The sequence below is a fragment of the Thiomicrospira aerophila AL3 genome, from assembly GCF_000227665.2.
GTDB classification, from domain to species: domain Bacteria; phylum Pseudomonadota; class Gammaproteobacteria; order Thiomicrospirales; family Thiomicrospiraceae; genus Thiomicrospira; species Thiomicrospira aerophila.
Genome location: NZ_CP007030.1, coordinates 1,650,494 through 1,670,460 on the forward strand (window position 1 = coordinate 1,650,494; position 19,967 = coordinate 1,670,460).

Genomic DNA, 19,967 nt, shown 5'->3' on the forward strand with positions numbered 1-19,967 from the left:
TGATACCGATCATTCACCGACTCAACGCAAAGGATACCCTCCATGGACGGACAATTGGCCGAACTGTTTAACCTACAACTACAGCATTTTTCAATCTGGGAAGCTATCGCAGTGGCACTGGGTTTAGCCTATGTACTGATGGCCGCTAAGGAAATTGTTTGGGCTTGGCCAGCGGCATTTGTCAGTACCGCTATCTATATGATTATATTTTGGGAAGGCAACTTGCCGATGCAATCGGCGCTTAATCTCTTCTATATGGGCATGGCCGCCTATGGTTGGTGGTTGTGGCAAGTACAGCCCAGTCGCGAAGCCGCTGCAAATAATACCGATGTGCAGCCGCTGGCTATTCATACCTGGGGCATAGGGCGCCATGCCTTATGGATTGGCCTGGGCATCCTACTCACCTTCAGCTTTGGCGGCCTCCTCACGCTGTTTGAAGCCAGCCAAATGCCTTATTTGGATGCGGGCGTCATGGTCTTTTCGATGATGACCACCTTTTTAATGGCTCGCAAAGTTTTAGAAAGCTGGTTTTACTGGATTGTCATTAACACCTTCGCAGTCGCACTCTATTGGCAAACCGGTTATCCACTTACCGCAATGATGTTTGTCGCCTATATGGGCTTAGCTTGGTATGGCATGATTAAATGGCAATTGCGCTTTCGAGCACAAACGCGCACAGCAACAGCCGCTTAAGTGAGTATTGTTAGCGCTGAAATAACGGGGGCGCGTTTAACCAGGCCTGCAGGTCTGACGCGCCCTGCCAGTTCATCGCATACAACAATAGTCTGTAAGCATCACGCCAAGCATTAAGCTGAGCTTGATCCACATTTAAATCCCGCACCCAGCCGGCCATGTCAGCAGTAGATTGTCCTGCTAATAGGTATTCCAACATCACCCAATTAAGCGTATCGGGCGCCCAAACCCAGGCATCTAAATCAATAATGGTGTCCGGCAGGCCCTGTTGCCAAGTTAACTGATCCCAACGCCAATCCAACATAAGTGGCACGCAGGCTGCTTCCGGATAATCAACTGCTTTGACTAACGCAGCGCTGACTAAATGAATCGGCAAGTTGGTGGCCTCTAAACAGTTTCTCAAACGCCCATACCACTGATCGATGGCAAAAACAGGATCCACCAAACTGCCAAACTGGCTTCGTGTTAACCCTTGCATACCTTGGTAATGCGCGCGTAGTTTGGCTAATGCCTGCTCAGATAAATTTTCAGGTGCCCCTTCATTGGCTAGCGCAGGCGTGAGCAGATAACGCCTTGCGGTTGATGAAGCGATTGAACGAGTGACTGGACTGGCATCTAGCGGCTCTATCCAATGCAATGGCGTCACACTGGCAAGCTGTGACCAAATAGCTTGGGACGAGGCCGTTGTTTGATAATTCGTGTGCAAATCCAGTGCTAACCAGGCCTGGCTCATCCGCCAAAAAACCTGATGCTTAACCTGTTTTTTTGGCCATTTTAAATAGTACGCGGCATGAGCAGTTTGTAAATAGAGCAATTGGTGACTGGCATCGGGGTAGGCAGACATAAGCCAAGATACCTGCTCAATGGGTTCAGTAATAGCAGGATGAGGAAGGGGAAACGCCAACGCCTTAGCCAATTTTGACCAACGCGCTGACGATACCGGGATTAATGTCCTTTGCGCGACGGGTCCCAATCTTTTAACACATATTCCGTGCCGCAGTAAGGGCACTTGGCAAAACCGGTTTCTTCAATCGGCAAAAATACTTTTGGATGTGCATCCCAAGCCGTTTCACCCGGCATAGGACAATAAAGCGGCAAATCATCATAGGTAACTTCTACTTGTCGCTGTGCACAAGACTGTTGCTGACTCATAACATTTCCTTCAACTGATTAATGGGCAACGCGACTTAACCAGGCCTGGTGTGCCGCTGAACGACCATGCACCACATCAAAGTAAAGCGCTTGAATTTTTTCGGTTATCGGCCCACGTGTACCACTACCAATTGGACGGTTATCGAGTTCACGAATCGGCGTGACTTCCGCAGCCGTACCGGTAAAGAAGGCTTCATCAGCGATATAAACTTCATCGCGAGTGATGCGTTTTTCGATCACTTGGTAACCTAATTCCTTAGCTAGTTGGAACACGGTTTTGCGGGTAATGCCGTCTAACGCAGCCGATAAATCGGGCGTATAAATCACGCCATCCTTGATCATGAAGAAGTTTTCGCCACTGCCTTCAGCCACAAAACCATGGCTATCTAACAATAACGCTTCATGACAACCATGCGCAATTGCTTCCTGTAAAGCTAACATGGAGTTCATGTAGGCGCCGTTGGCCTTCGCTTTGGTCATAGTGATATTTGGATGATGACGAGTGTAAGACGAAGTCGCAACCTTAATACCTTTGGTCAAGTTTTCTTCACCCATGTAGGCGCCCCACTCCCAGGCCGCAATAATCACATGGGTTTTAAGGTTATCGGCACGTAACCCCATACCCTCTGAACCGTAATACACCATAGGACGAATGTAGGCCGACTTTAACCCGTTTTCACGCACCGCTGCACGCTGCGCTGCATTCAAGGTTTCTTTATCGAATGGCATCGGCATATTCATAATTTTGGCCGAATTGAATAAACGATCAGTATGAGCTTCTAGCCGAAAAATCGCCGTGCCACCCTCGGCGTCATAGGCGCGCACCCCTTCAAATACGCCCATACCGTAGTGCAACGTATGGGTTAGTACATGGGTATTGGCTTCACGCCAAGGGACCATTTCGCCATCTTTCCAGATTAGGCCATCGCGATCAGACATGGTTCGCATGCAACTAGGCTCCTACTTATCAATCAGTTCATTAGTAAAAAAAGAAATTTATTCTAGCGCAAGCCGTGGGCAAATCCTAGCTTCGCTCGGCAACTTATTTTATACTAAAGAGCTCAATTACTTGAATTTTCGCGCAATTCAGCTAGAATTATTTTCGGATTTTGGTAAAAGAGCAATCCCTCGTGGTTGCTCTTTTTTGTTTCAGCCGTGTGCTAGGCTTATCCAAGTTTGGTGTGCGCCTTGGCGTTTCGATAGATCGTAACCTGTGAGGGGTTTTACATGAGCAGCTTAATGAATACTTATGGGCGTTTGCCAGTGACATTCCATTATGGTGAAGGCGCGCTGCTGTTTGATGAACATGATCAAGCCTATCTGGATGCAGTCAGTGGTATTGCGGTATGCAGCTTAGGCCACGCTCATCCGGCCATTGCGCAAGCCCTATGCGAACAAAGTAAAACGCTGATCCACACCTCAAATTTATATCATGTTGCTAAACAGCAGCAACTGGGCGACAAGCTGGTGGCGATTAGTGGCATGGACAAGGTCTTTTTTGGCAATTCAGGCGCTGAAGCCAATGAAGCCGCTATCAAAATGGCGCGTAAATTTGGCCATAGTAAAGGCATCACCCACGCGCAAATTATTGTCATGGAAAACAGTTTCCATGGCCGTACTATGGCCACTTTAAGCGCCACCGGTAACCCCAAGGTACATGATGGCTTTTATCCATTAGTGGAAGGCTTCGTTCGTGTGCCATTCGATAATGTCGAAGCGGTTGAACAAGCGATTGCGGCCCACCCTAATGTCGTCGCCATTTTGGTTGAACCTGTACAGGGTGAAGGCGGCGTCCATGTACCCAAGCCTGGCTATTTAAAAGCCTTGCGCGCCTTGTGTGACCAGCACGACCTGCTGTTGATGATCGATGAAATTCAAGCAGGTATGGGGCGCACCGGCAAATGGTTTGCTTTCCAGCATGAAGACATTTTGCCGGATGTGCTTAGCCTTGCAAAAGCGCTAGGCAACGGCGTACCTATTGGTGCTAGCTTAGCACGTGGCAAAGCGGCTGAACTATTTGCCCCTGGTAACCATGGCACCACTTTTGGCGGTAACCCACTGGCCTGTGCAGCAGGCCTGGCCGTCATTGAAACACTTGAATACCATAACTATATAAACTTGGTGGCTAAACAAGGCGCTGAATTATTAGCGGCGTTTAAAACCGCCCTGGCTGATACAACCGGCGTCGTCGATATTCGCGGCAAAGGCTATATGATTGGCATTCAACTAGATCGCCCTTGTGGTGATTTGGTGAAAATGGCACTCGCTGAAAAATTGCTTATTAATGTCACACGGGGTGACACCGTACGCTTGCTACCCACTTTTGTGATGACGCATGCGCAATCCGAACAACTTGTAAACGGCCTGAGCAAACTGATCAAGGCTTTTTTAACTCAATAAACTTTTATGACCATTCAACATTTCTTAACGCTAAAAAGCTTCAATGCCGAACAACTTCATGCTTTGTTATTGCGCGGCATTGAGCTTAAAGCCATGCAACAAGCGGGCGAAATCCACGAGCCGCTGAAAAACAAAACCCTCGCGATGATTTTTGAGAAAGCGTCCACTCGGACGCGTATCTCATTTGAAGTCGGTATGACTCAATTAGGCGGCCACGCCTTGTTTTTATCGCCACGCGATACGCAACTGGGTCGTGGTGAACCTATCGAAGACAGCGCACGGGTGATTTCAAGTATGGTCGATGGCATTATGGTCAGAACCTTTGAACACAGCATTGTCGAAACCATGGCTGAATACTCTACAGTGCCCGTGATTAATGCACTCACCGATGACTTTCACCCTTGTCAGTTACTTGCCGACATGCAAACTTTTTATGAAGCGCGCGGCTCCATTCAGGGCAAAACCGTGGTATGGATTGGTGATGGTAATAATATGTGCCAGTCTTATATCAATGCCGCACAACTCTATGATTTTAAATTGCGCGTCTCCTGTCCAAAAGGCTTTGAGCCCCGTGCTGATTTATTAGACATGGCCAAGGATCGCGTTGAAATTATTCGCGATCCGATGGATGCAGCCGAAAATGCTGACTTAATTGTGACAGACGTGTGGGCCAGCATGGGGCAAGAAGATGAGCAGCGCTTGCGCAAACAGGCACTATCGCGCTATCGCGTGACACAAGCGATTATGGAGCGTGCTGATAGCTACGCTTTGTTTATGCATTGTTTGCCAGCGCATCGTGGCGAAGAAGTGACCGCAGAAGTCATTGATGGGCCACAAAGCATCGTTTGGCAGGAAGCTGAAAACCGCCTGCATGCTCAAAAAGCCTTGCTTGAAACCTTAATGTCACACAAAGCCTAAACTCAATTAGCTGTCTACAGGTTTGCGGCCACTAAATGCAAATGATAGGGTCGCACTATCCACATATTCTAACTCGCCCCCCATTGGCAAGCCTTGCGCTAATCGACTCACCGCAACACCTTGCTGCGCAGCCAATTGGGCGATGTAATCAGCAGTCGTGCGCCCCTCTAGAGTAGGATTAGTGGCCAAAATTAGCTCAGTGACCTCCCCTTGTGCTAAACGCGCAGAAAGCTGCTCCAAGCCTAATTCTTTAGGACCAATGCCATCAATGGGCGAAAGATGTCCCATCAATACAAAATAAAGACCTTGATAGACCCCCGTTTGTTCAATCGACAATAAATCACTAGGTGATTCCACCACACATAATTGATGACGCAAACGACGCTCTGAACGGCACAACTGACAAATCGGCTCTTCGGTCAAAGTACGACAGGATTGACAGCGCCCTACTTTTTCACGCGCCTGCTGCAAACTCAACTCTAAACTCTGTGCCGCGTCAGGATTACGCTCTAACAAATACAGCGCCATCCGCTGGGCCGACTTCGGCCCCACACCCGGCAAACCGCGCAGACTGTCAATTAGGTTTTGGATTAGCGGTGAATAATGCACACTAAACCAGCTTAGAAAGGTAGCTTCATGCCGCCGGGCAGATTAAGACCCTGGGTTAGCCCGCCCATTTTTTCTTGCGTAGTTTCTTCGACCCGACGTACTGCAGAGTTTACCGCCGCGGCCACTAAGTCCTCTAGCATTTCACGGTCATCCATCAGCGACTCATCAATATTCACCGCGACTAGTTCATGCTTGCCGGTCATCGTCACCTTCACTAGACCACCACCGGCCTCACCGACGACTTCCATTTGGGCAATTTCAGCCTGCGCTTTTTCCATGTTTTTTTGCATCTCTTGCGCTTGCTTCATCAAGTTTCCTAAACCGGCTTTACCACCAAACATAGTCTTTTCCTTTTTTACGTTGATAAATAATTGACTTTAATACTACTGGGCAATCGTGTCATGCCCAGTGTTGTTTCAAATGCTTGCACCACCGAGGACGTTGCGAGCGCCTCGGTCCATTGTGACTCTTGTTGTTGTTTGTGATCTTGTAACACTTGTGCAGGCGTTAAGCCTTGCCAAGGTTCATTGACCTTATGCAAGCTAATGTCTGGACTAATTTTTTCATGCACCCGTTTTTGTAGGTTCTGCCAAGCCACTTCGTTATTAGCCTGCAACTGCACCTGGGCTAAGGCTATCCACCAGGCCTGGTCAGTACGTTGCGTCCAGCAGGCCTGCTGCGCCAACGCCAGCGTCATACCGGTAAGTTGCAACTGCTCAATCATCGCGACCCAACTCGCTAAGTCAGCGGTGTGTTCCATCGCCGGCGCAACAGGCTCACTAACCGGCATCATCGGTTTTGTATCAACTGGCGCGAGTGTTGGCGCAGGTGCTGGCACTGAAGCGACCAAATTAATCGTCTCTCGTTGCTCAGCTGGAACGGGAGCCGCTAGAGGTTCTTCAGCCATGACTTGACGCTGTTGCGCCCGCGCAACCCGCGCTTTCAGCGCTGGAAACGCATCTAGGTCTGTCGATGGTCTGGACGGCATAGACGGTCTGGACTGTTCTAACCCCACAACTTGCATTGCAGTTGGCGGTGAAGCTGGCTTAGAGGCTTGATCTTGAGGCGAATGCGTCAACGCTTTACTTGCCCGATGATGCCCCCTCCCGCTCTGCGCAACCGATTCAGATACCGGCGCACTGGTCGGCGTGACAGTAACGTCACTAGGTTTAAACGCAAACATCCGCAACAGCATCATTTCAAAGCCCATGCGTAGATCCGGCGCTAAACGAATATCCTGTTGCGCACGCAGTCCAATTTGATACCAAACTTGTAGCTTGGCCGGATCAATTTGTGCCGCCCAGTCCTGCAACTGCGTAGTGGTTAAATCGCCACTATCCAAAGCTTCACCTAAAAACTGGGTTTGCGCCAACTGATGAAAACTGGCTAACAATTGATTTAACAAAGCTAAATAGTCCACACCCATCGCGGCTAAGTTAACCAACAGCGTTTTCAGGGCACCAGCCTCACCGGTTTGAAGTACATTAAGCACCTCCTGCACCTGCTGTGGACTGACCAACCCCAACATCGCCTGCACGGCTTGCTGAGATAACTGACCCGCACAATAGGCAATCGCCTGATCTAACAAACTCAGCGCATCACGCGCGGACCCATCGGCGGCTTTGGCAATCAGGGCTAGAGCGCCTGACTCAAACTCGATTTGCTCTGCGCCTAAAATCATGGCCAAATGCTGTTCAAGCTGTACCGTTGTAAGACGCAATAAATTAAATTGTAAACAGCGGGATAACACGGTGATCGGCAGCTTATGCGGTTCGGTTGTCGCTAATAAAAATTTAACGTGAGGTGGCGGTTCTTCGAGCGTTTTTAGCAAGGCGTTAAAACTGCTCTTTGAGAGCATGTGTACTTCGTCAATCAAATATACCTTAAACCGGCCTTGAGTCGGCGCATATTGGACATTATCCAAAATCTCACGGGTATCTTCAACCTTGGTACGCGAGGCGGCATCCACTTCAATTAAATCCACAAAGCGGCCTTGATCAATCGCCACACACGCCGAGCATTGACCACAAGGATGCGCGGTTGGACCCTGCTCGCAATTGAGTGCCTTGGCAAAAATACGGGCAATGGTGGTCTTGCCGACGCCGCGCGTACCGGTAAAAAGATAAGCATGATGCACCCGTTGCTGTTCAAGCGCATTGCTTAAGGCTTGCATTACATGCGTTTGTCCAACGAGTTCGCTAAAGTTTTTAGGCCGCCACTTTCGGGCGAGGACTTGATATGACATGCCAGACTCTGAGTTTTAAACGTGAATAGAATTTTAGCACGCTAGACTGAGCACAAAGCAGAAGAAGACAAGAAATTAATGCAGAATATCATATAGAAAATTAAAGGTGGCAGCACTACCCGCCTGACCTCGGCACCCGCAGCCACTGGTACCGTTGCTTCCTTCCGGACCTGGCGGGGTTCCCAGCTTAGCGTCGCGAGGGGACGAATAGCACTACCATATTGAAATACGCCAAGGCGCAAAGCTAGTTGCCTAACTTGGGCGTCATTGTAGCAGAAGTTAACACCTTGTCCAAGGCTATCGCATCCAGCACTAATCCACTTTAACCGGCGTTAAATGCCAAATATCGTCGTTATACTGCTGCATGGTGCGGTCAGTAGAGAACATGCCACTGCGCGCAGAATTGACGATACTCATTTTCACCCAAGCCTGCTGATCTTGATACGCCTGTGCCACGCGCGCTTGCGCATCGACATAGCTACGGAAATCCGCCAACGTCATCCAAGGATCATGCGCTGCCATGAAACTGCCTATTAGCCCATCAAACAAACCTGGCTCGAGTGGATTAAAATGACCTGACCGCAAGAGTTCAACCACGCCAGCTAAATCGGCATCTGTATCGATGTAATGTTGTGGATAATACTCGCCCAACTTGGTCTGGACTTCATGCGCACGTAAACCGAACAAGAAGAAATTATCATCCCCCACAGCTTCACGGATTTCAACGTTCGCACCATCTAAGGTACCAATGGTAATCGCGCCATTCATCATAAACTTCATGTTACCAGTACCTGACGCTTCTTTACCGGCCGTTGAAATCTGCTCCGACAAATCCGCTGCCGGACAAATCACTTCCATCGTCGATACGCGGTAGTTGGGAATAAACACCACTTTTAATTTATCGCCAATATCAGGATCGTTATTGACCATCATGGCAATATTGTTGATTAATTTAATGATTGTTTTCGCCATCGCATAACCGGGGGCAGCCTTACCACCAAAGATAATTACCCGGTTGGTCCAGTTTTGAGTAGCGCCCATTTTTAACTGGCGATATAAATGAATCGCATGCAGCGCATTTAGCAACTGACGCTTGTATTCATGGATACGTTTTACTTGGACATCAAATAACGCGTTAGTACTCACATTAACGCCGACTTCTTTGGCAATCAAGTCCGCTAAACGCTGTTTATTGGCCTGTTTGGTCTCAAACCAGGCCTGCTGAAATGCGGGATTATCAACCTGTTGTTCAAGTGCGGACAACTGATTTAAATCCGTAATCCAGTCTTCATTACCCAAGGTTTCAGTAATTAAACCACGTAAGCCAGGATTACAGGCTGCCAACCAACGACGCTGCGTTACCCCATTAGTTTTGTTATTAAACTTGTGCGGCCAGAGCTGATAAAAATCATTAAACAGACCTTCTTTGAGCAATTCAGAATGCAAGGCGGCCACGCCATTGACTGAGAAACTACCGACTATGGCTAGATAAGCCATACGCACCATGCCATGCTCATCGAATAGGGACAACTCACGAATTTTGTCAGCACACCCTGGCCATTTACTCGCCACTTCGATTAAAAAGCGACGATTGATTTCTTCAATGATTTGTAGCGGACGTGGCAATAACCGCGCCATTAAATGTCGCGACCATTTTTCCAGCGCTTCTGGTAATAGGGTATGGTTGGTGTACGCCATGGTTTGCGTGGTAATGGACCAGGCCTGCTCCCAAGACAAATGATGCTCATCTACCAATAACCGCATTAACTCGGCCACCGCCAAACTTGGATGGGTATCATTAAGCTGAAATACATTAAATTTGGCGAAATCAGTAAAATCATCGCCATGTGAATAAGTCCATTGAGCAACCACATCTTGCAACGAGGCTGAAACTAAGAAATATTGCTGGCGTAAACGCAACTCCTTACCATTCTCGCTCGAATCATTTGGATAAAGCACCATCGTCAGGTTTTCGGCAGCCTGCTTTTCGGCCACGGCCTCAAAATACGAACCGGCATTAAATGCACTAAGCTTAAACGCATCCGGGGCTTCGGCATGCCACAAACGCAAAGAGTTCACAACATGGTTTTTGTAGCCTGGTACCGGCACATCAAAAGGAACCGCTAAAATCTCTTCGGCATGTTCCCAATGAACTCTCAGCTCACCCGATTCAAGCTCATGGATATGACAATAACCTCCAAATTTAATCGTTCGAGCATATTCACGACGTTGCGATTCCCACGGATAATCACCATGCCCCAACCAATGATCAGGCGCTTCAATTTGGAAACCCTGCTCAATCAATTGACGGAACATGCCATATTCGTAACGCAGACCATAGCCCATTACTGGCAGGCCTAAGGTCGCACAACTATCGACAAAACAAGCGGCTAATCGCCCCAAGCCGCCATTACCTAAGCCAGCATCAATTTCCTGCTGTTCAATGTTTTCATAGGCAAGGCTCAGCTCTGTTAATGCTTCTTTTACCGACCCTTCCAAACCAAGATTGAGCAGGTTATTTCTTAGCGACCGGCCCATCAAAAACTCCATCGACAAGTAATAGGCGCGCTTGGTTGGGTTTTCGTTATAGGTTTGCCAGGTTTTTTTCCAGTTTTGCATCAATCTGTCACGCACAACATAAGATAAAGCAGCTAACTGGTATTCTGGACTGGATGGTAGATCACGACCTAAGTTATTTTCTAAATAGTGTAAAAATGCGTGTTCTAAACCCACCTTATCATTAGGCAAAGCGGGTTGTTTAACAGCCGACTTTTTTGCTTTGGACGGGGCTTTTGTTGTCTTAATGACCATGGTCTAACTCCTGAAGATATAAGTTTAAATAAGCCTGCGCACTGGTTTGCCAACCAGACGCACGATTCATCCCCGTTTTTTGAATTTGCTGCCAAGTTTTTGGCTTATTATAAAGTTCAATCGCATGCTCAACCGCAGCCGTTAATGCATAAGGGTTGGGATCATAAAACACAAAACCATTTGCTGTTTTATCAGCAATATGGGCTGCGGTTGCATTCACCACGGTATCGGCCAAGCCACCGGTATGATGCACTATCGGCGGCGTACCATAAGCCAAGCTATACATTTGGTTTAGACCACAGGGCTCAAAGCGCGAGGGCATTAAAAACATATCCGCGCCCGCTTCGACCTGATGAGCCAAGGTTTCTGAATAACCCAGATGTACAAACAAACGATCAGGAAAGCGATAGGACAAGTTCAACAATGCTTGCTCATAATGCGTCATGCCAGTGCCCACCACTACCATATTGAGATTGTGCTTCTCAAGCCAATAAGGCAGTTGGTCAAGCACTAAATCAATCCCCTTCTGATCAACCAACCGGCCTACTAAACCGATAAGTGGTACCTGCGCCATAGCTTCAGGAGCAGGATGACCCAAAAGTGTGAGTAACAAGGTCTTATTTTTTGTCTTCTCGCTCACTCGACCCTTTTCTGCCGAATAGTTATAGGAGATATATTTATCGGTAGCCGGATTCCACTCATGATCATCAATGCCATTTAAAATACCCACTAATCGACCCTGAGCGCTACGCTGTTGGAGCACCCCTTCTAACCCATAGGCAAACTCGGGATAACACATTTCTTTCGCATAGGTTGGGCTGACAGTCGTCACCCAATCGGCATAACGAATCCCGGCTTTAAGCATTGACATATAGCCATAGAATTCAATGCCATCGGGTTGCCACCAATCCCAGGGTAACCACATCGCATCAAAAAAACTTTTCGGAAACAGCCCAGCATAAGCCATATTGTGAACCGTAAAGACTGAACGAGGCGCCGCCGTTTCAAGGGTTAGCAACGCTGGCACCAGGCCAGTTTGCCAATCGTTGGCATGCACCACATCCGCCTGCCAATTCAAGCCAGCGCGATTCATGGCTACTTCAATCACGGCTTTAGAAAACACGCCGAACCGCTCACCGTTATCCCACCAATCGCGACCATCTGCCGCTAAATAAGGATTACCAGGACGGTTAAATAATTCGGGAATATCAATCAACCAAACAGGGGCCTCTAAGCCACTAACCTTGGCTTGTAACACCCTAACTCGTAATGTTCGACCACAACCACCTACATCAAATTGACTTAATACACTGACCTTATTAAGGTTATTCATGACCTGCTGATAGGCAGGCATAATAACTTTAACATCATGGCCTAATGCAACTAATGCAGAGGGCAACCCACCTGACACATCTGCTAAACCACCCGTTTTAATGAGAGGATAAACCTCAGAACTTGCAAATAAAATACGTTGTTTCTTGGCCAACTTCACTATTCCTGTTGTAAGACAATAAACCCTAAAGGAGGGAGTAAAATTTCTGCAGAGGCTGAACGCCCCATCCAAGGCTGGTTATCACTGACCACTTGACCCAAATTACCCTGATTACTGCCACCAAATAAGCTTGAATCCGAATTAAGGATTTCTCGATAGACACCCTGGTGCGCCAAGCCAATACGATAATGCTCCCGCACCACGGGCGTAAAATTAAAAATAATCACCAGCGACCCCTGGTCACTATGACGCTCAAAACTGATCACCGATTGTTGGTAATCATGGCAATCAAGCCAGGCAAAGCCCTGTTGTTCAAAATCGCGTTGATGCAACGCGCCACTCTGTTGGTAGAGTTCATTCAAGGACTTAAGTAACAGCTGCACACCACGGTGTGCGGGTTGATGCTCCAAATGCCAGGGTAAGCTGGTTGTTTCGGTCCACTCAGTCCATGGCGCGAACTCACACCCCATAAATAATAGTTTTTTACCCGGCTGCAACCACTGATAACCTAATAATAAACGTAAATTCGCGAACTTTTGCCAGCTGTCGCCAGGCATTTTGGTTAACAAGGAGCCTTTTAAATGCACGACTTCATCATGTGAAATGGGCAAAATAAAATTTTCAGTATAGGCATAGACTTGACTAAAGGTCAGTTGATTATGGTGATAAGGACGATAAATAGGATCCTTGGCAAAATAATCGAGGGTATCGTTCATCCAGCCCATATTCCATTTCATCGAAAAACCCAAGCCACCCATCCAAGTTGGACGTGACACCATCGGCCAAGACGTTGATTCTTCTGCCATCACCACGGTACCAGGATGCTGAGCATGAACTTCAGCATTAAGCTGTTGCATAAAGGCAATCGCCGCTAAATTCTCTCGGCCGCCATGTTCATTAGGAATCCACTCGCCTTCATTGCGCGAGTAATCCAAATACAACATCGACGCAACAGCATCGACCCGTAATCCATCTAAATGAAACTCATCCAACCAGTAGAGAGCGTTAGCTATCAAAAAATTACGCACTTCGTTGCGGCTGTAATTAAAAATATAGGTGCCCCAATCACGATGCTCACCTAAACGCGGGTCTTCATGCTCATAGAGTGCCGTGCCATCAAAGCGCGCCAAGGCAAAACTGTCTTTTGGAAAATGCGCAGGGACCCAATCTAAATACACACCAATATTATGTTGATGACAATAATCAACAAAATAACGGAAATCGTCCGGGCTACCAAAACGACTAGTTGGCGCATAATAACCTGATGTTTGATAGCCCCAAGATCCATCAAATGGATGTTCGGTAATTGGCAAGAGTTCGATATGACTAAAGCCTAACCACTGCAAATAGGGCACTAAGCGGTGTGCAAGCTCTCGATAATTTAAAAACTGTCCCTGCTCATCCTGCTGCCAGGATCCCAAATGCACTTCATAAATACTAATCGGCTTAGACGCCCATTGATCCTGTTGACGTTCAGTTAGCCAGGCCTGGTCGTGCCATTGATAATCACTCTGATAAACCAGGGATGCAGTAGCCGGACGTAACTCCATCGCCCGTGCATAGGGATCGGTTTTGGTAAACACCGCGCCAGTTTGAGTATTGCGAATTTCATACTTGTAGCAGTCTTGAGCTGCCAGACCAGGGATAAATAACTCCCACAAACCACTCGAACCACGACAGCGCATCGGGTGACGCAAACCATGCCAGCCGTTAAAATCGCCGACCACCGATACCCGCTCGGCCGCTGGCGCCCACACCGCAAAGCGCACGCCCTGAATGCCATCGACCTCTGTTAGATGCGCACCGAGATGATCGTAAATTCGCCAATGCTGTCCCTGCGCAAATAAATGCAAATCCAGCTCGCCAAGAAGTGGGGCAAAGGTATAGGGCAAAACAGCCTGATGCACTCGCCCATCCGCTTCTTGCCATTCCACCATCGGATGCGCGGCTTGTTTAAGTTGCTGCTGGTATTGCTGCTTTGAATAGGTTAACGCGAACAAGCCAGAGTGCTGACCACCTAAAGGCTCACATAGCTGCTTACCTATCCGAACCTCAAGCGCGGTAGGCAGCCAGATCCGCAGCTGCCAACTATCACCCATTTCATTCAAAGGATGCCAACCTAGCAACTCGAAAGGATCATGTAAACGACCTTCATGCAGCTTCACCAGGCCTGCGTGTATCGCGGGATTCAACTCTGTCACATTCATATCCTTATCTAAATTCGACCCTGCGCAGCCACTAAACCACGAATTCGGCTCGCTAAATCAGCAGGCAAATCGGCCCAATCAAAACGCCATCGCCAATTATGTTCGGTCGTGCCCGGTGTATTCATGCGGGCATCACTGTTAAGGCCTAAAAAATCCTGCATCGGTATCATGACCCGCTCAGCCGGTGATGCCATAGCGCCGGCAATCAATGGCCAGGGCATAGCCCCATCCGCCGGCAACTGGCTCAACACCCAGTGTTGGGTGTCAGGTGCCAAATTATTAAACCACCCCAAACTGGTATCATTATCGTGGGTGCCAGTATAAACGACCGATTTGGCGATTAGGCTTGATGGTGAATGAGGGTTATCCGGCAGACCACTAAATCCAAACTGCAGTACTGCCATACCGGGCAAATTAAACGCGTTTTTAAGGGCCACCACTTCTGGCGTGATAATCCCTAAATCCTCCGCCACCAATAAAGCCTCAGGAAAGGCTTGGGTAATTTGCATTAATAGTGCCTCACCTGGAACGGTACGCCACTCACCATTAATAGCTGTAGGTTCAGTGGCCGGAATATACCAGCTTGCCTCCAAACCGCGAAAATGATCAATACGCACCAGATCAAATAGCTTAAAGCTTTCGCCCATTCGCTCTAACCACCACTTAAACCCTTGCTGCTGCATAGCGGACCAGTTGTAATGCGGATTTCCCCAGCGTTGACCCGTTTCTGAAAAGTAATCTGGTGGCACCCCAGTTACATAAGTAGGCTGCAACTGCTCATCGAGCAAAAACTCCTGCGGATTCGCCCATACATCGGCGCTGTCATAGGCTACAAATATTGGCATGTCACCAAATAATTGAATATGCCGCGCTTGCGCATAAGACTTAATGACTTGCCAACGCTGTTGCAAAGCAAACTGCTGGCGTTTAATGCTAATGATTGCTTGATGATGTCGCTGCGAAAAGCCTTCAAGTGCCGCTGCATCTCGGTACTTAAAAGGATCTGGCCAATCCGACCAGCAGGCCTGCTGGTGCTGAGCTTTTAACACGCAAAATAATGCAAAATCATGTAGCCAACTAGGGGGCGACTCAAGGTAAGCCGTAAAGTCTTGCTCATCGACTTGCTCTGCCCAGTTGCAAGGTAGCAAAGCCGGACTCAATGCAAAAGCAGATAAACTTTGATAGGGCGATAAATCGCCATGTGGCGGGGTTAGAGGCAACATCTGCCAGACCTTTAAACCTGCTTGCGCCATCCAATCTAACAATCGCTCTACATCTGCATCTAGCACACCGCTAGGTAGCGATGTTGGATGCAACAATAATCCTGCAGTTGATATCATTCACGGCCTCACTTTAGGCTTTAGCCAAGTTAACGAATCTTGCGCTACTAAATATTGCGTCGCATCGTTCCAGAATTTTCAGCATTACCCCCACCCTTGGATAAAGGAATCTCTAATTCTTCAGGCGGCACCAGATGCAATAACTGATACAAACGGGTCAAATGACGACGATAAAGCTGATCAAAATCACTCACGCTATCTGCTGGATTATAGTCGCCAAACCACCAGAACCAATCCGATCCCTCACATACGGCTAATTGCTGAGTAGCCAAATAAACCTGCTCGGTGGTTAAAACATTATTCGCAATCTGCTGGTCGTAGGCTCGCTTAGCGGCTACCAATAAATCCCAACCCCGGTTTTTATCAGGGTCGCCCATCCAGGTAGAAAACGAACCATATACCCAACTGCCCGCTTTTAATCTTGTTAGATGTCTGGCTTTAGCGCCATTTTCAATGGCATCACCAAAGGTAGTCATTTCAACTTGAGGATGCTCGGCCAATTCCTTGTAAAGCGCTGTTAAAAACGCCTGTGCATTATTTGGATAGTATTCCCAGGCATTTTCACCATCTAAAATAATACTCACCACACTTTCTTCGGCGCGCTCACCGAGAAAATTGGCGATATTACCCATATGCTGTGCAAAATCTTTCGCAGCATGATCAGCCTGCCAATCCTTATACTGAAAGCCGATAAAGTCAGATAAGCCATCATCGCGAAAAAAGACTTTGCAGTTTTTTGAACCCTGTTGCATCGGCTGATAGAGCGCTTTTTTACAAGCCAAGTCATGCGGATTAATCTGTGAGCGCTCACAAGAATGTCGCCAAACCCCTTCACCGGAAGCCGTCCAAGCAAAGTCCATTTCATCTAACAAACCGACCGCGGCCTCACTGACAGCCCCTTCCGACAACCAAACACCTTTAGGTTGATGACCAAAATGCGATTCAAACACTTTTAAACCATATTCAAGATGCCATTGAGCCCGTGCATATCCGTCTGGATAATGACTAGCTTGTGGTTTAGGCGCATCAGGCATCGCTTCCTCAAGACTTTTAAAATCAATCAACAAAGGCACAATAGGATGACCATAAGGAGTCATGGATAACTCAATTTGACCACGTTGCCATAGCGCTTTATAACGTGGAATAATATCTGCAATTGCATCATAGATAATATCAACAAGACAGTCTTGATCAGCGTGGTCGTAGCCCCGTTCCTTGGCTAACAGCGCTTTTACTCTTGAATCATTGTCTCGAAGACTCGCGCCCATCCAGGCCAAGTGATACCAAACTAACAAATCACGAAAATAACCATCATTAAGATACGCCATCTTCTCACGGTAAATCGGTGAATGTTCATTAAAACCATCAAGCAGATCAAGTAGGCGACTGAAGGCTGGAAAAGGTTTAATCATAGTCGGCGCATAGGCACGGCGACAGGCTCTAACCAGCTCCATACGACCTTGCACACTTGATGGGATGGATTTTGCACCCGCCAATAAATTAAGGAGATTATCTTGCATCAGATGCTTTTCTTCGCGCCAGAGTTTTAGCTGCTGAGAATAATCATCAAGTTGCTCTAATAATACCGGCGCAAAATTAACGACCACGCGCGCCGCTGGATTCTGTTCCAACAACGCCGCCATATCCGTGTAGTCTTTAATGGCATGTAAATAGACCCAAGGCAAACGATATTGTCCATTAAGACCATCACGATAATGTGGTTGATGCATGTGCCAACACAACACAACCTTTACTTTTGGCAGTGCACTCACCTTTTAACCCCTTTATTCCTGCACTAACGGGTGAAATGCAGGGTTTGTCCTAACATTTTTGGTGTCACCAACACCAAACCTTTTTCATCTACATAAAAGCGTTTTGCATCTTCAATTGGATCTTCACCGATTACCGTACCTTCAGGTATATGACAACCCTTATCGATAATGGCATTTTGAATGCGACAATTACGACCTACTTCAACGCGTGGCAATAACACCGAATCTTTGATCATCGTAAAACTATGCAAAAAACAACCACTTGAAATGATAGAACGCTTTACCTTGGCACCGGATAAAATACAGCCCGCCGAAATCATCGAATCAATCGCTTGTCCCCTACGACCTTCATCATCGAACGCAAACTTAGCCGGCGGCATTTGCGCTTGATAGGTCCAAATTGGCCAATCACGATTGTACAGGTTTAATTCCGGCGTAATCGAACATAAGTCTAAACTCGCTTGCCAATACGACTCCAAAGTACCCACATCGCGCCAATAAGCTGGCTCACCCTTTTCATCAACAAAGGGATACGCCTGCACGTTATACTCACTAATAATTGAAGGAATAATATCTTTACCAAAATCATTAGACGAGTTAGGATTATCGTGATCCTCAATCAGTTTCTGAAATAAAAACTCAGTTGAAAAAATGTAAATACCCATGGAAGCCAGTGCTTTATCTGGCTTACCGGGCATAGCTTCAGGATCCGCTGGTTTTTCTGTAAATTTGGTAATCTTAAATTCATCGTTGACCGACATCACCCCAAAGCCAGTGGCTTCCATGCGCGGCACTTCAATACAACCAATCGTCACATCCGCGCCAGACTGGGCATGGGTGTAGAGCATCTTGGAGTAGTCCATTGAGTAAATGTGATCACCCCCTAACACCATGACGTATTCTGGGGTATGACGGCGCACAATATCCAAGTTTTGATATAAGGCATCCGCCGTGCCCTTATACCACTCTTTATCAATACGCTGCTGAGCCGGCAACAATTCAACAAACTCACCGACTTCATAGCGCATGAAGCTCCAAGCTCGTTGCACATGACGTATCAAAGAATGCGACTTATATTGCGTCAGCACGCCAATTTTTCGGATACCCGAGTTAACACAATTTGACAACACAAAATCAATAATTCGATACTTACCACCAAATGGCACCGCCGGTTTGGCACGCCATTCAGTCAAATTTTTTAAGCGGCTACCCTCGCCACCAGCTAAAACCAATGCAAGTGTTTTTCGGGTTAGATCGTTACTGCTTTTTGTTTCTGTATAGTTTTTCATAGTATCCTCATGCGATGTCACAGTATTGATTAATTATTTTTTTAATATTCATGCTATTGCAATTGATAGTGAGCACATTGTCGTGCACCCAGTAGGCCAAGATTTTCAGCCAAAACAAGATGCACACCACAATTTTTAACTAAGCTACTCATCCTGCCCTTTTGCCATAATCGCTCATAAAAAGCGGATTGGTCAAGCCACTTAGTCAGTTTAGGCGCCATGCCGCCGGCAATCCATATGCCAGCCGTTGCAGGCCAACATAGCGTCATATTACCAATAAACTGACCATAGTAGCCCCAAAATTGCGTAATTGCTTGAATGGCAAGCTGCTCGCCCGTCTCAGCTTGCTGCGCGATCTCTGCGGCCAAAGGACCTAACCTGGGATCAAACTGACTTTGCTGAGCTAAAAACTGATAAATAGCTGTCAAGCCATCACCTGACACTAAACGCTCAAATGAAACATGATCCCACGACTGCATTAACCAGGCCTGCAGTCGGCAATCAAACTCGTTAAAGGGCGAAAAATCAACATGACCCGCTTCTGTTGCGACCACAGATAAACCAGCCCCCTGCCCTTGCAATAAGGCGACGCCTAATCCAGTGCCTGCACCAACCAGTAATCGACGCCCATTGACATCAGAGGCCAAGGGGGGGTGCAGTGTTTGATAATCAGTATCTGCAAGACTATCAAGCGCATAAGCTGCAATCGTAAAATCATTTAACAACGCAACTTTTGCAAACTTAAAACGCCTCTCCAACGCTAAAGCATCAATAAACCAATTAAGGTTAGTAAGTTGCACTTGATTGCAATGAACGGGACCGGCCACACCAAAAACAACGCTATTCCAGGTTAAATTTGGCGCATCAACTTCTAGTTGATCAAGCAGTAAGTCAAAGCTTGCATAAGCGCAACTGGCATAACGTTGCTGCCATTCACAACGCCAACCCTGCTCAGCACTTCTTGACCAAGCTTGAAAACGACTGTGTGTACCGCCAATATCTGCAACAAGGTAGTAAAGCAACTAATCTATCTCCCATA

16 protein-coding genes and 1 other RNA gene are annotated in these 19,967 nt (G+C 47.4%); 3 read left to right on the forward strand and 14 right to left on the reverse strand.

Features of this window, described 5'->3' with window-relative positions; translation table 11 throughout:
* The first annotated feature begins 42 nt into the window (after positions 1-42).
* A complete protein-coding gene (pnuC, locus tag THIAE_RS08115; protein WP_006460744.1) occupies positions 43-693 on the forward strand; it encodes a nicotinamide riboside transporter PnuC in 651 nt (216 codons plus the stop codon).
* A gap of 10 nt (positions 694-703) precedes the next feature.
* On the opposite strand, the gene THIAE_RS08120 is transcribed toward pnuC, so the two are convergent.
* The 3 genes from THIAE_RS08120 to THIAE_RS08130 are packed head-to-tail and all read right to left on the reverse strand — an operon-like array spanning position 704 to position 2,793.
* On the reverse strand, positions 704-1,597 hold the full coding sequence (locus THIAE_RS08120) for a hypothetical protein (protein ID WP_239232368.1): 894 nt from the start codon (positions 1,595-1,597) through the stop codon (positions 704-706).
* A 41-nt stretch (positions 1,598-1,638) separates the two neighbouring features.
* On the reverse strand, positions 1,639-1,845 hold the full coding sequence (locus tag THIAE_RS08125) for a zinc-finger domain-containing protein (protein ID WP_006460746.1): 207 nt from the start codon (positions 1,843-1,845) through the stop codon (positions 1,639-1,641).
* 18 nt (positions 1,846-1,863) lie between these two features.
* The gene (locus THIAE_RS08130; RefSeq protein ID WP_006460747.1) at positions 1,864-2,793 is read right to left on the reverse strand and encodes a branched-chain amino acid transaminase; all 930 of its coding nucleotides are present in this window, start codon (positions 2,791-2,793) and stop codon (positions 1,864-1,866) included.
* A 279-nt stretch (positions 2,794-3,072) separates the two neighbouring features.
* Between THIAE_RS08130 and THIAE_RS08135 the strand changes: the two genes are divergently transcribed.
* The gene (locus tag THIAE_RS08135; RefSeq protein WP_006460748.1) at positions 3,073-4,245 is read left to right on the forward strand and encodes an aspartate aminotransferase family protein; all 1,173 of its coding nucleotides are present in this window, start codon (positions 3,073-3,075) and stop codon (positions 4,243-4,245) included.
* Positions 4,246-4,251: 6 nt separating this feature from the next.
* Entirely contained in the window at positions 4,252-5,163 is a 912-nt protein-coding gene (argF, locus tag THIAE_RS08140; RefSeq protein WP_006460749.1) for an ornithine carbamoyltransferase, read from the forward strand.
* A 6-nt stretch (positions 5,164-5,169) separates the two neighbouring features.
* Here argF and recR read toward each other — a convergent pair whose 3' ends face one another.
* The 11 genes from recR to THIAE_RS08190 all read right to left on the reverse strand — a co-directional run bounded on the left by recR (position 5,170) and on the right by THIAE_RS08190 (position 19,950).
* Positions 5,170-5,772: a recombination mediator RecR gene (recR, locus tag THIAE_RS08145; protein WP_006460750.1), complete on the reverse strand. Its 603-nt coding sequence runs from the start codon at positions 5,770-5,772 to the stop codon at positions 5,170-5,172.
* Between the two features lie 11 nt (positions 5,773-5,783).
* Positions 5,784-6,113 (reverse strand): YbaB/EbfC family nucleoid-associated protein, encoded by a 330-nt coding sequence (locus tag THIAE_RS08150; RefSeq protein ID WP_006460751.1) that lies wholly within the window; start codon positions 6,111-6,113, stop codon positions 5,784-5,786.
* Positions 6,114-6,127: 14 nt separating this feature from the next.
* Positions 6,128-8,017, reverse strand: a complete 1,890-nt coding sequence (dnaX, locus tag THIAE_RS08155; RefSeq protein WP_006460752.1) for a DNA polymerase III subunit gamma/tau — start codon at positions 8,015-8,017, stop codon at positions 6,128-6,130.
* Positions 8,018-8,130: 113 nt separating this feature from the next.
* An RNA gene (gene ffs / locus THIAE_RS10765) (signal recognition particle sRNA small type) lies at positions 8,131-8,227 on the reverse strand.
* 102 nt (positions 8,228-8,329) lie between these two features.
* The gene (locus THIAE_RS08160) at positions 8,330-10,828 is read right to left on the reverse strand and encodes a glycogen/starch/alpha-glucan phosphorylase (protein WP_006460753.1); all 2,499 of its coding nucleotides are present in this window, start codon (positions 10,826-10,828) and stop codon (positions 8,330-8,332) included.
* Positions 10,818-12,314: a glycogen synthase GlgA gene (glgA, locus tag THIAE_RS08165; RefSeq protein WP_006460754.1), complete on the reverse strand. Its 1,497-nt coding sequence runs from the start codon at positions 12,312-12,314 to the stop codon at positions 10,818-10,820. Before glgA ends, THIAE_RS08160 begins: the two co-directional genes overlap by 11 nt.
* Positions 12,315-12,319: 5 nt before the next feature.
* Positions 12,320-14,521: a 1,4-alpha-glucan branching protein GlgB gene (gene glgB / locus THIAE_RS08170; RefSeq protein ID WP_006460755.1), complete on the reverse strand. Its 2,202-nt coding sequence runs from the start codon at positions 14,519-14,521 to the stop codon at positions 12,320-12,322.
* 14 nt (positions 14,522-14,535) lie between these two features.
* On the reverse strand, positions 14,536-15,867 hold the full coding sequence (gene malQ, locus THIAE_RS08175) for a 4-alpha-glucanotransferase (protein ID WP_025299380.1): 1,332 nt from the start codon (positions 15,865-15,867) through the stop codon (positions 14,536-14,538).
* 47 nt (positions 15,868-15,914) lie between these two features.
* Positions 15,915-17,639, reverse strand: coding sequence for a glycoside hydrolase family 57 protein (locus tag THIAE_RS08180; protein WP_006460757.1), 1,725 nt, complete (start codon positions 17,637-17,639; stop codon positions 15,915-15,917).
* A gap of 23 nt (positions 17,640-17,662) precedes the next feature.
* On the reverse strand, positions 17,663-18,928 hold the full coding sequence (glgC, locus tag THIAE_RS08185; RefSeq protein ID WP_006460758.1) for a glucose-1-phosphate adenylyltransferase: 1,266 nt from the start codon (positions 18,926-18,928) through the stop codon (positions 17,663-17,665).
* Positions 18,929-18,981: 53 nt separating this feature from the next.
* Positions 18,982-19,950, reverse strand: a complete 969-nt coding sequence (locus tag THIAE_RS08190) for a glucokinase (protein ID WP_006460759.1) — start codon at positions 19,948-19,950, stop codon at positions 18,982-18,984.
* Between the last annotated feature and the right edge of the window lie 17 nt (positions 19,951-19,967).

What these genes read in the sequence shown, in the direction of transcription:
- THIAE_RS08130 (WP_006460747.1), bottom strand. Translation starts at nt 2,793, where the DNA reads ATGCGAACCATGTCTGATCGCGATGGCCTAATCTGGAAAGATGGCGAA.
- malQ (WP_025299380.1), bottom strand. Translation starts at nt 15,867, where the DNA reads ATGATATCAACTGCAGGATTATTGTTGCATCCAACATCGCTACCTAGC.
- THIAE_RS08160 (WP_006460753.1), bottom strand. Translation starts at nt 10,828, where the DNA reads ATGGTCATTAAGACAACAAAAGCCCCGTCCAAAGCAAAAAAGTCGGCT.
- glgC (WP_006460758.1), bottom strand. Translation starts at nt 18,928, where the DNA reads ATGAAAAACTATACAGAAACAAAAAGCAGTAACGATCTAACCCGAAAA.
- THIAE_RS08125 (WP_006460746.1), bottom strand. Translation starts at nt 1,845, where the DNA reads ATGAGTCAGCAACAGTCTTGTGCACAGCGACAAGTAGAAGTTACCTAT.
- dnaX (WP_006460752.1), bottom strand. Translation starts at nt 8,017, where the DNA reads ATGTCATATCAAGTCCTCGCCCGAAAGTGGCGGCCTAAAAACTTTAGC.
- THIAE_RS08150 (WP_006460751.1), bottom strand. Translation starts at nt 6,113, where the DNA reads ATGTTTGGTGGTAAAGCCGGTTTAGGAAACTTGATGAAGCAAGCGCAA.
- THIAE_RS08135 (WP_006460748.1), top strand. Translation starts at nt 3,073, where the DNA reads ATGAGCAGCTTAATGAATACTTATGGGCGTTTGCCAGTGACATTCCAT.
- pnuC (WP_006460744.1), top strand. Translation starts at nt 43, where the DNA reads ATGGACGGACAATTGGCCGAACTGTTTAACCTACAACTACAGCATTTT.
- argF (WP_006460749.1), top strand. Translation starts at nt 4,252, where the DNA reads ATGACCATTCAACATTTCTTAACGCTAAAAAGCTTCAATGCCGAACAA.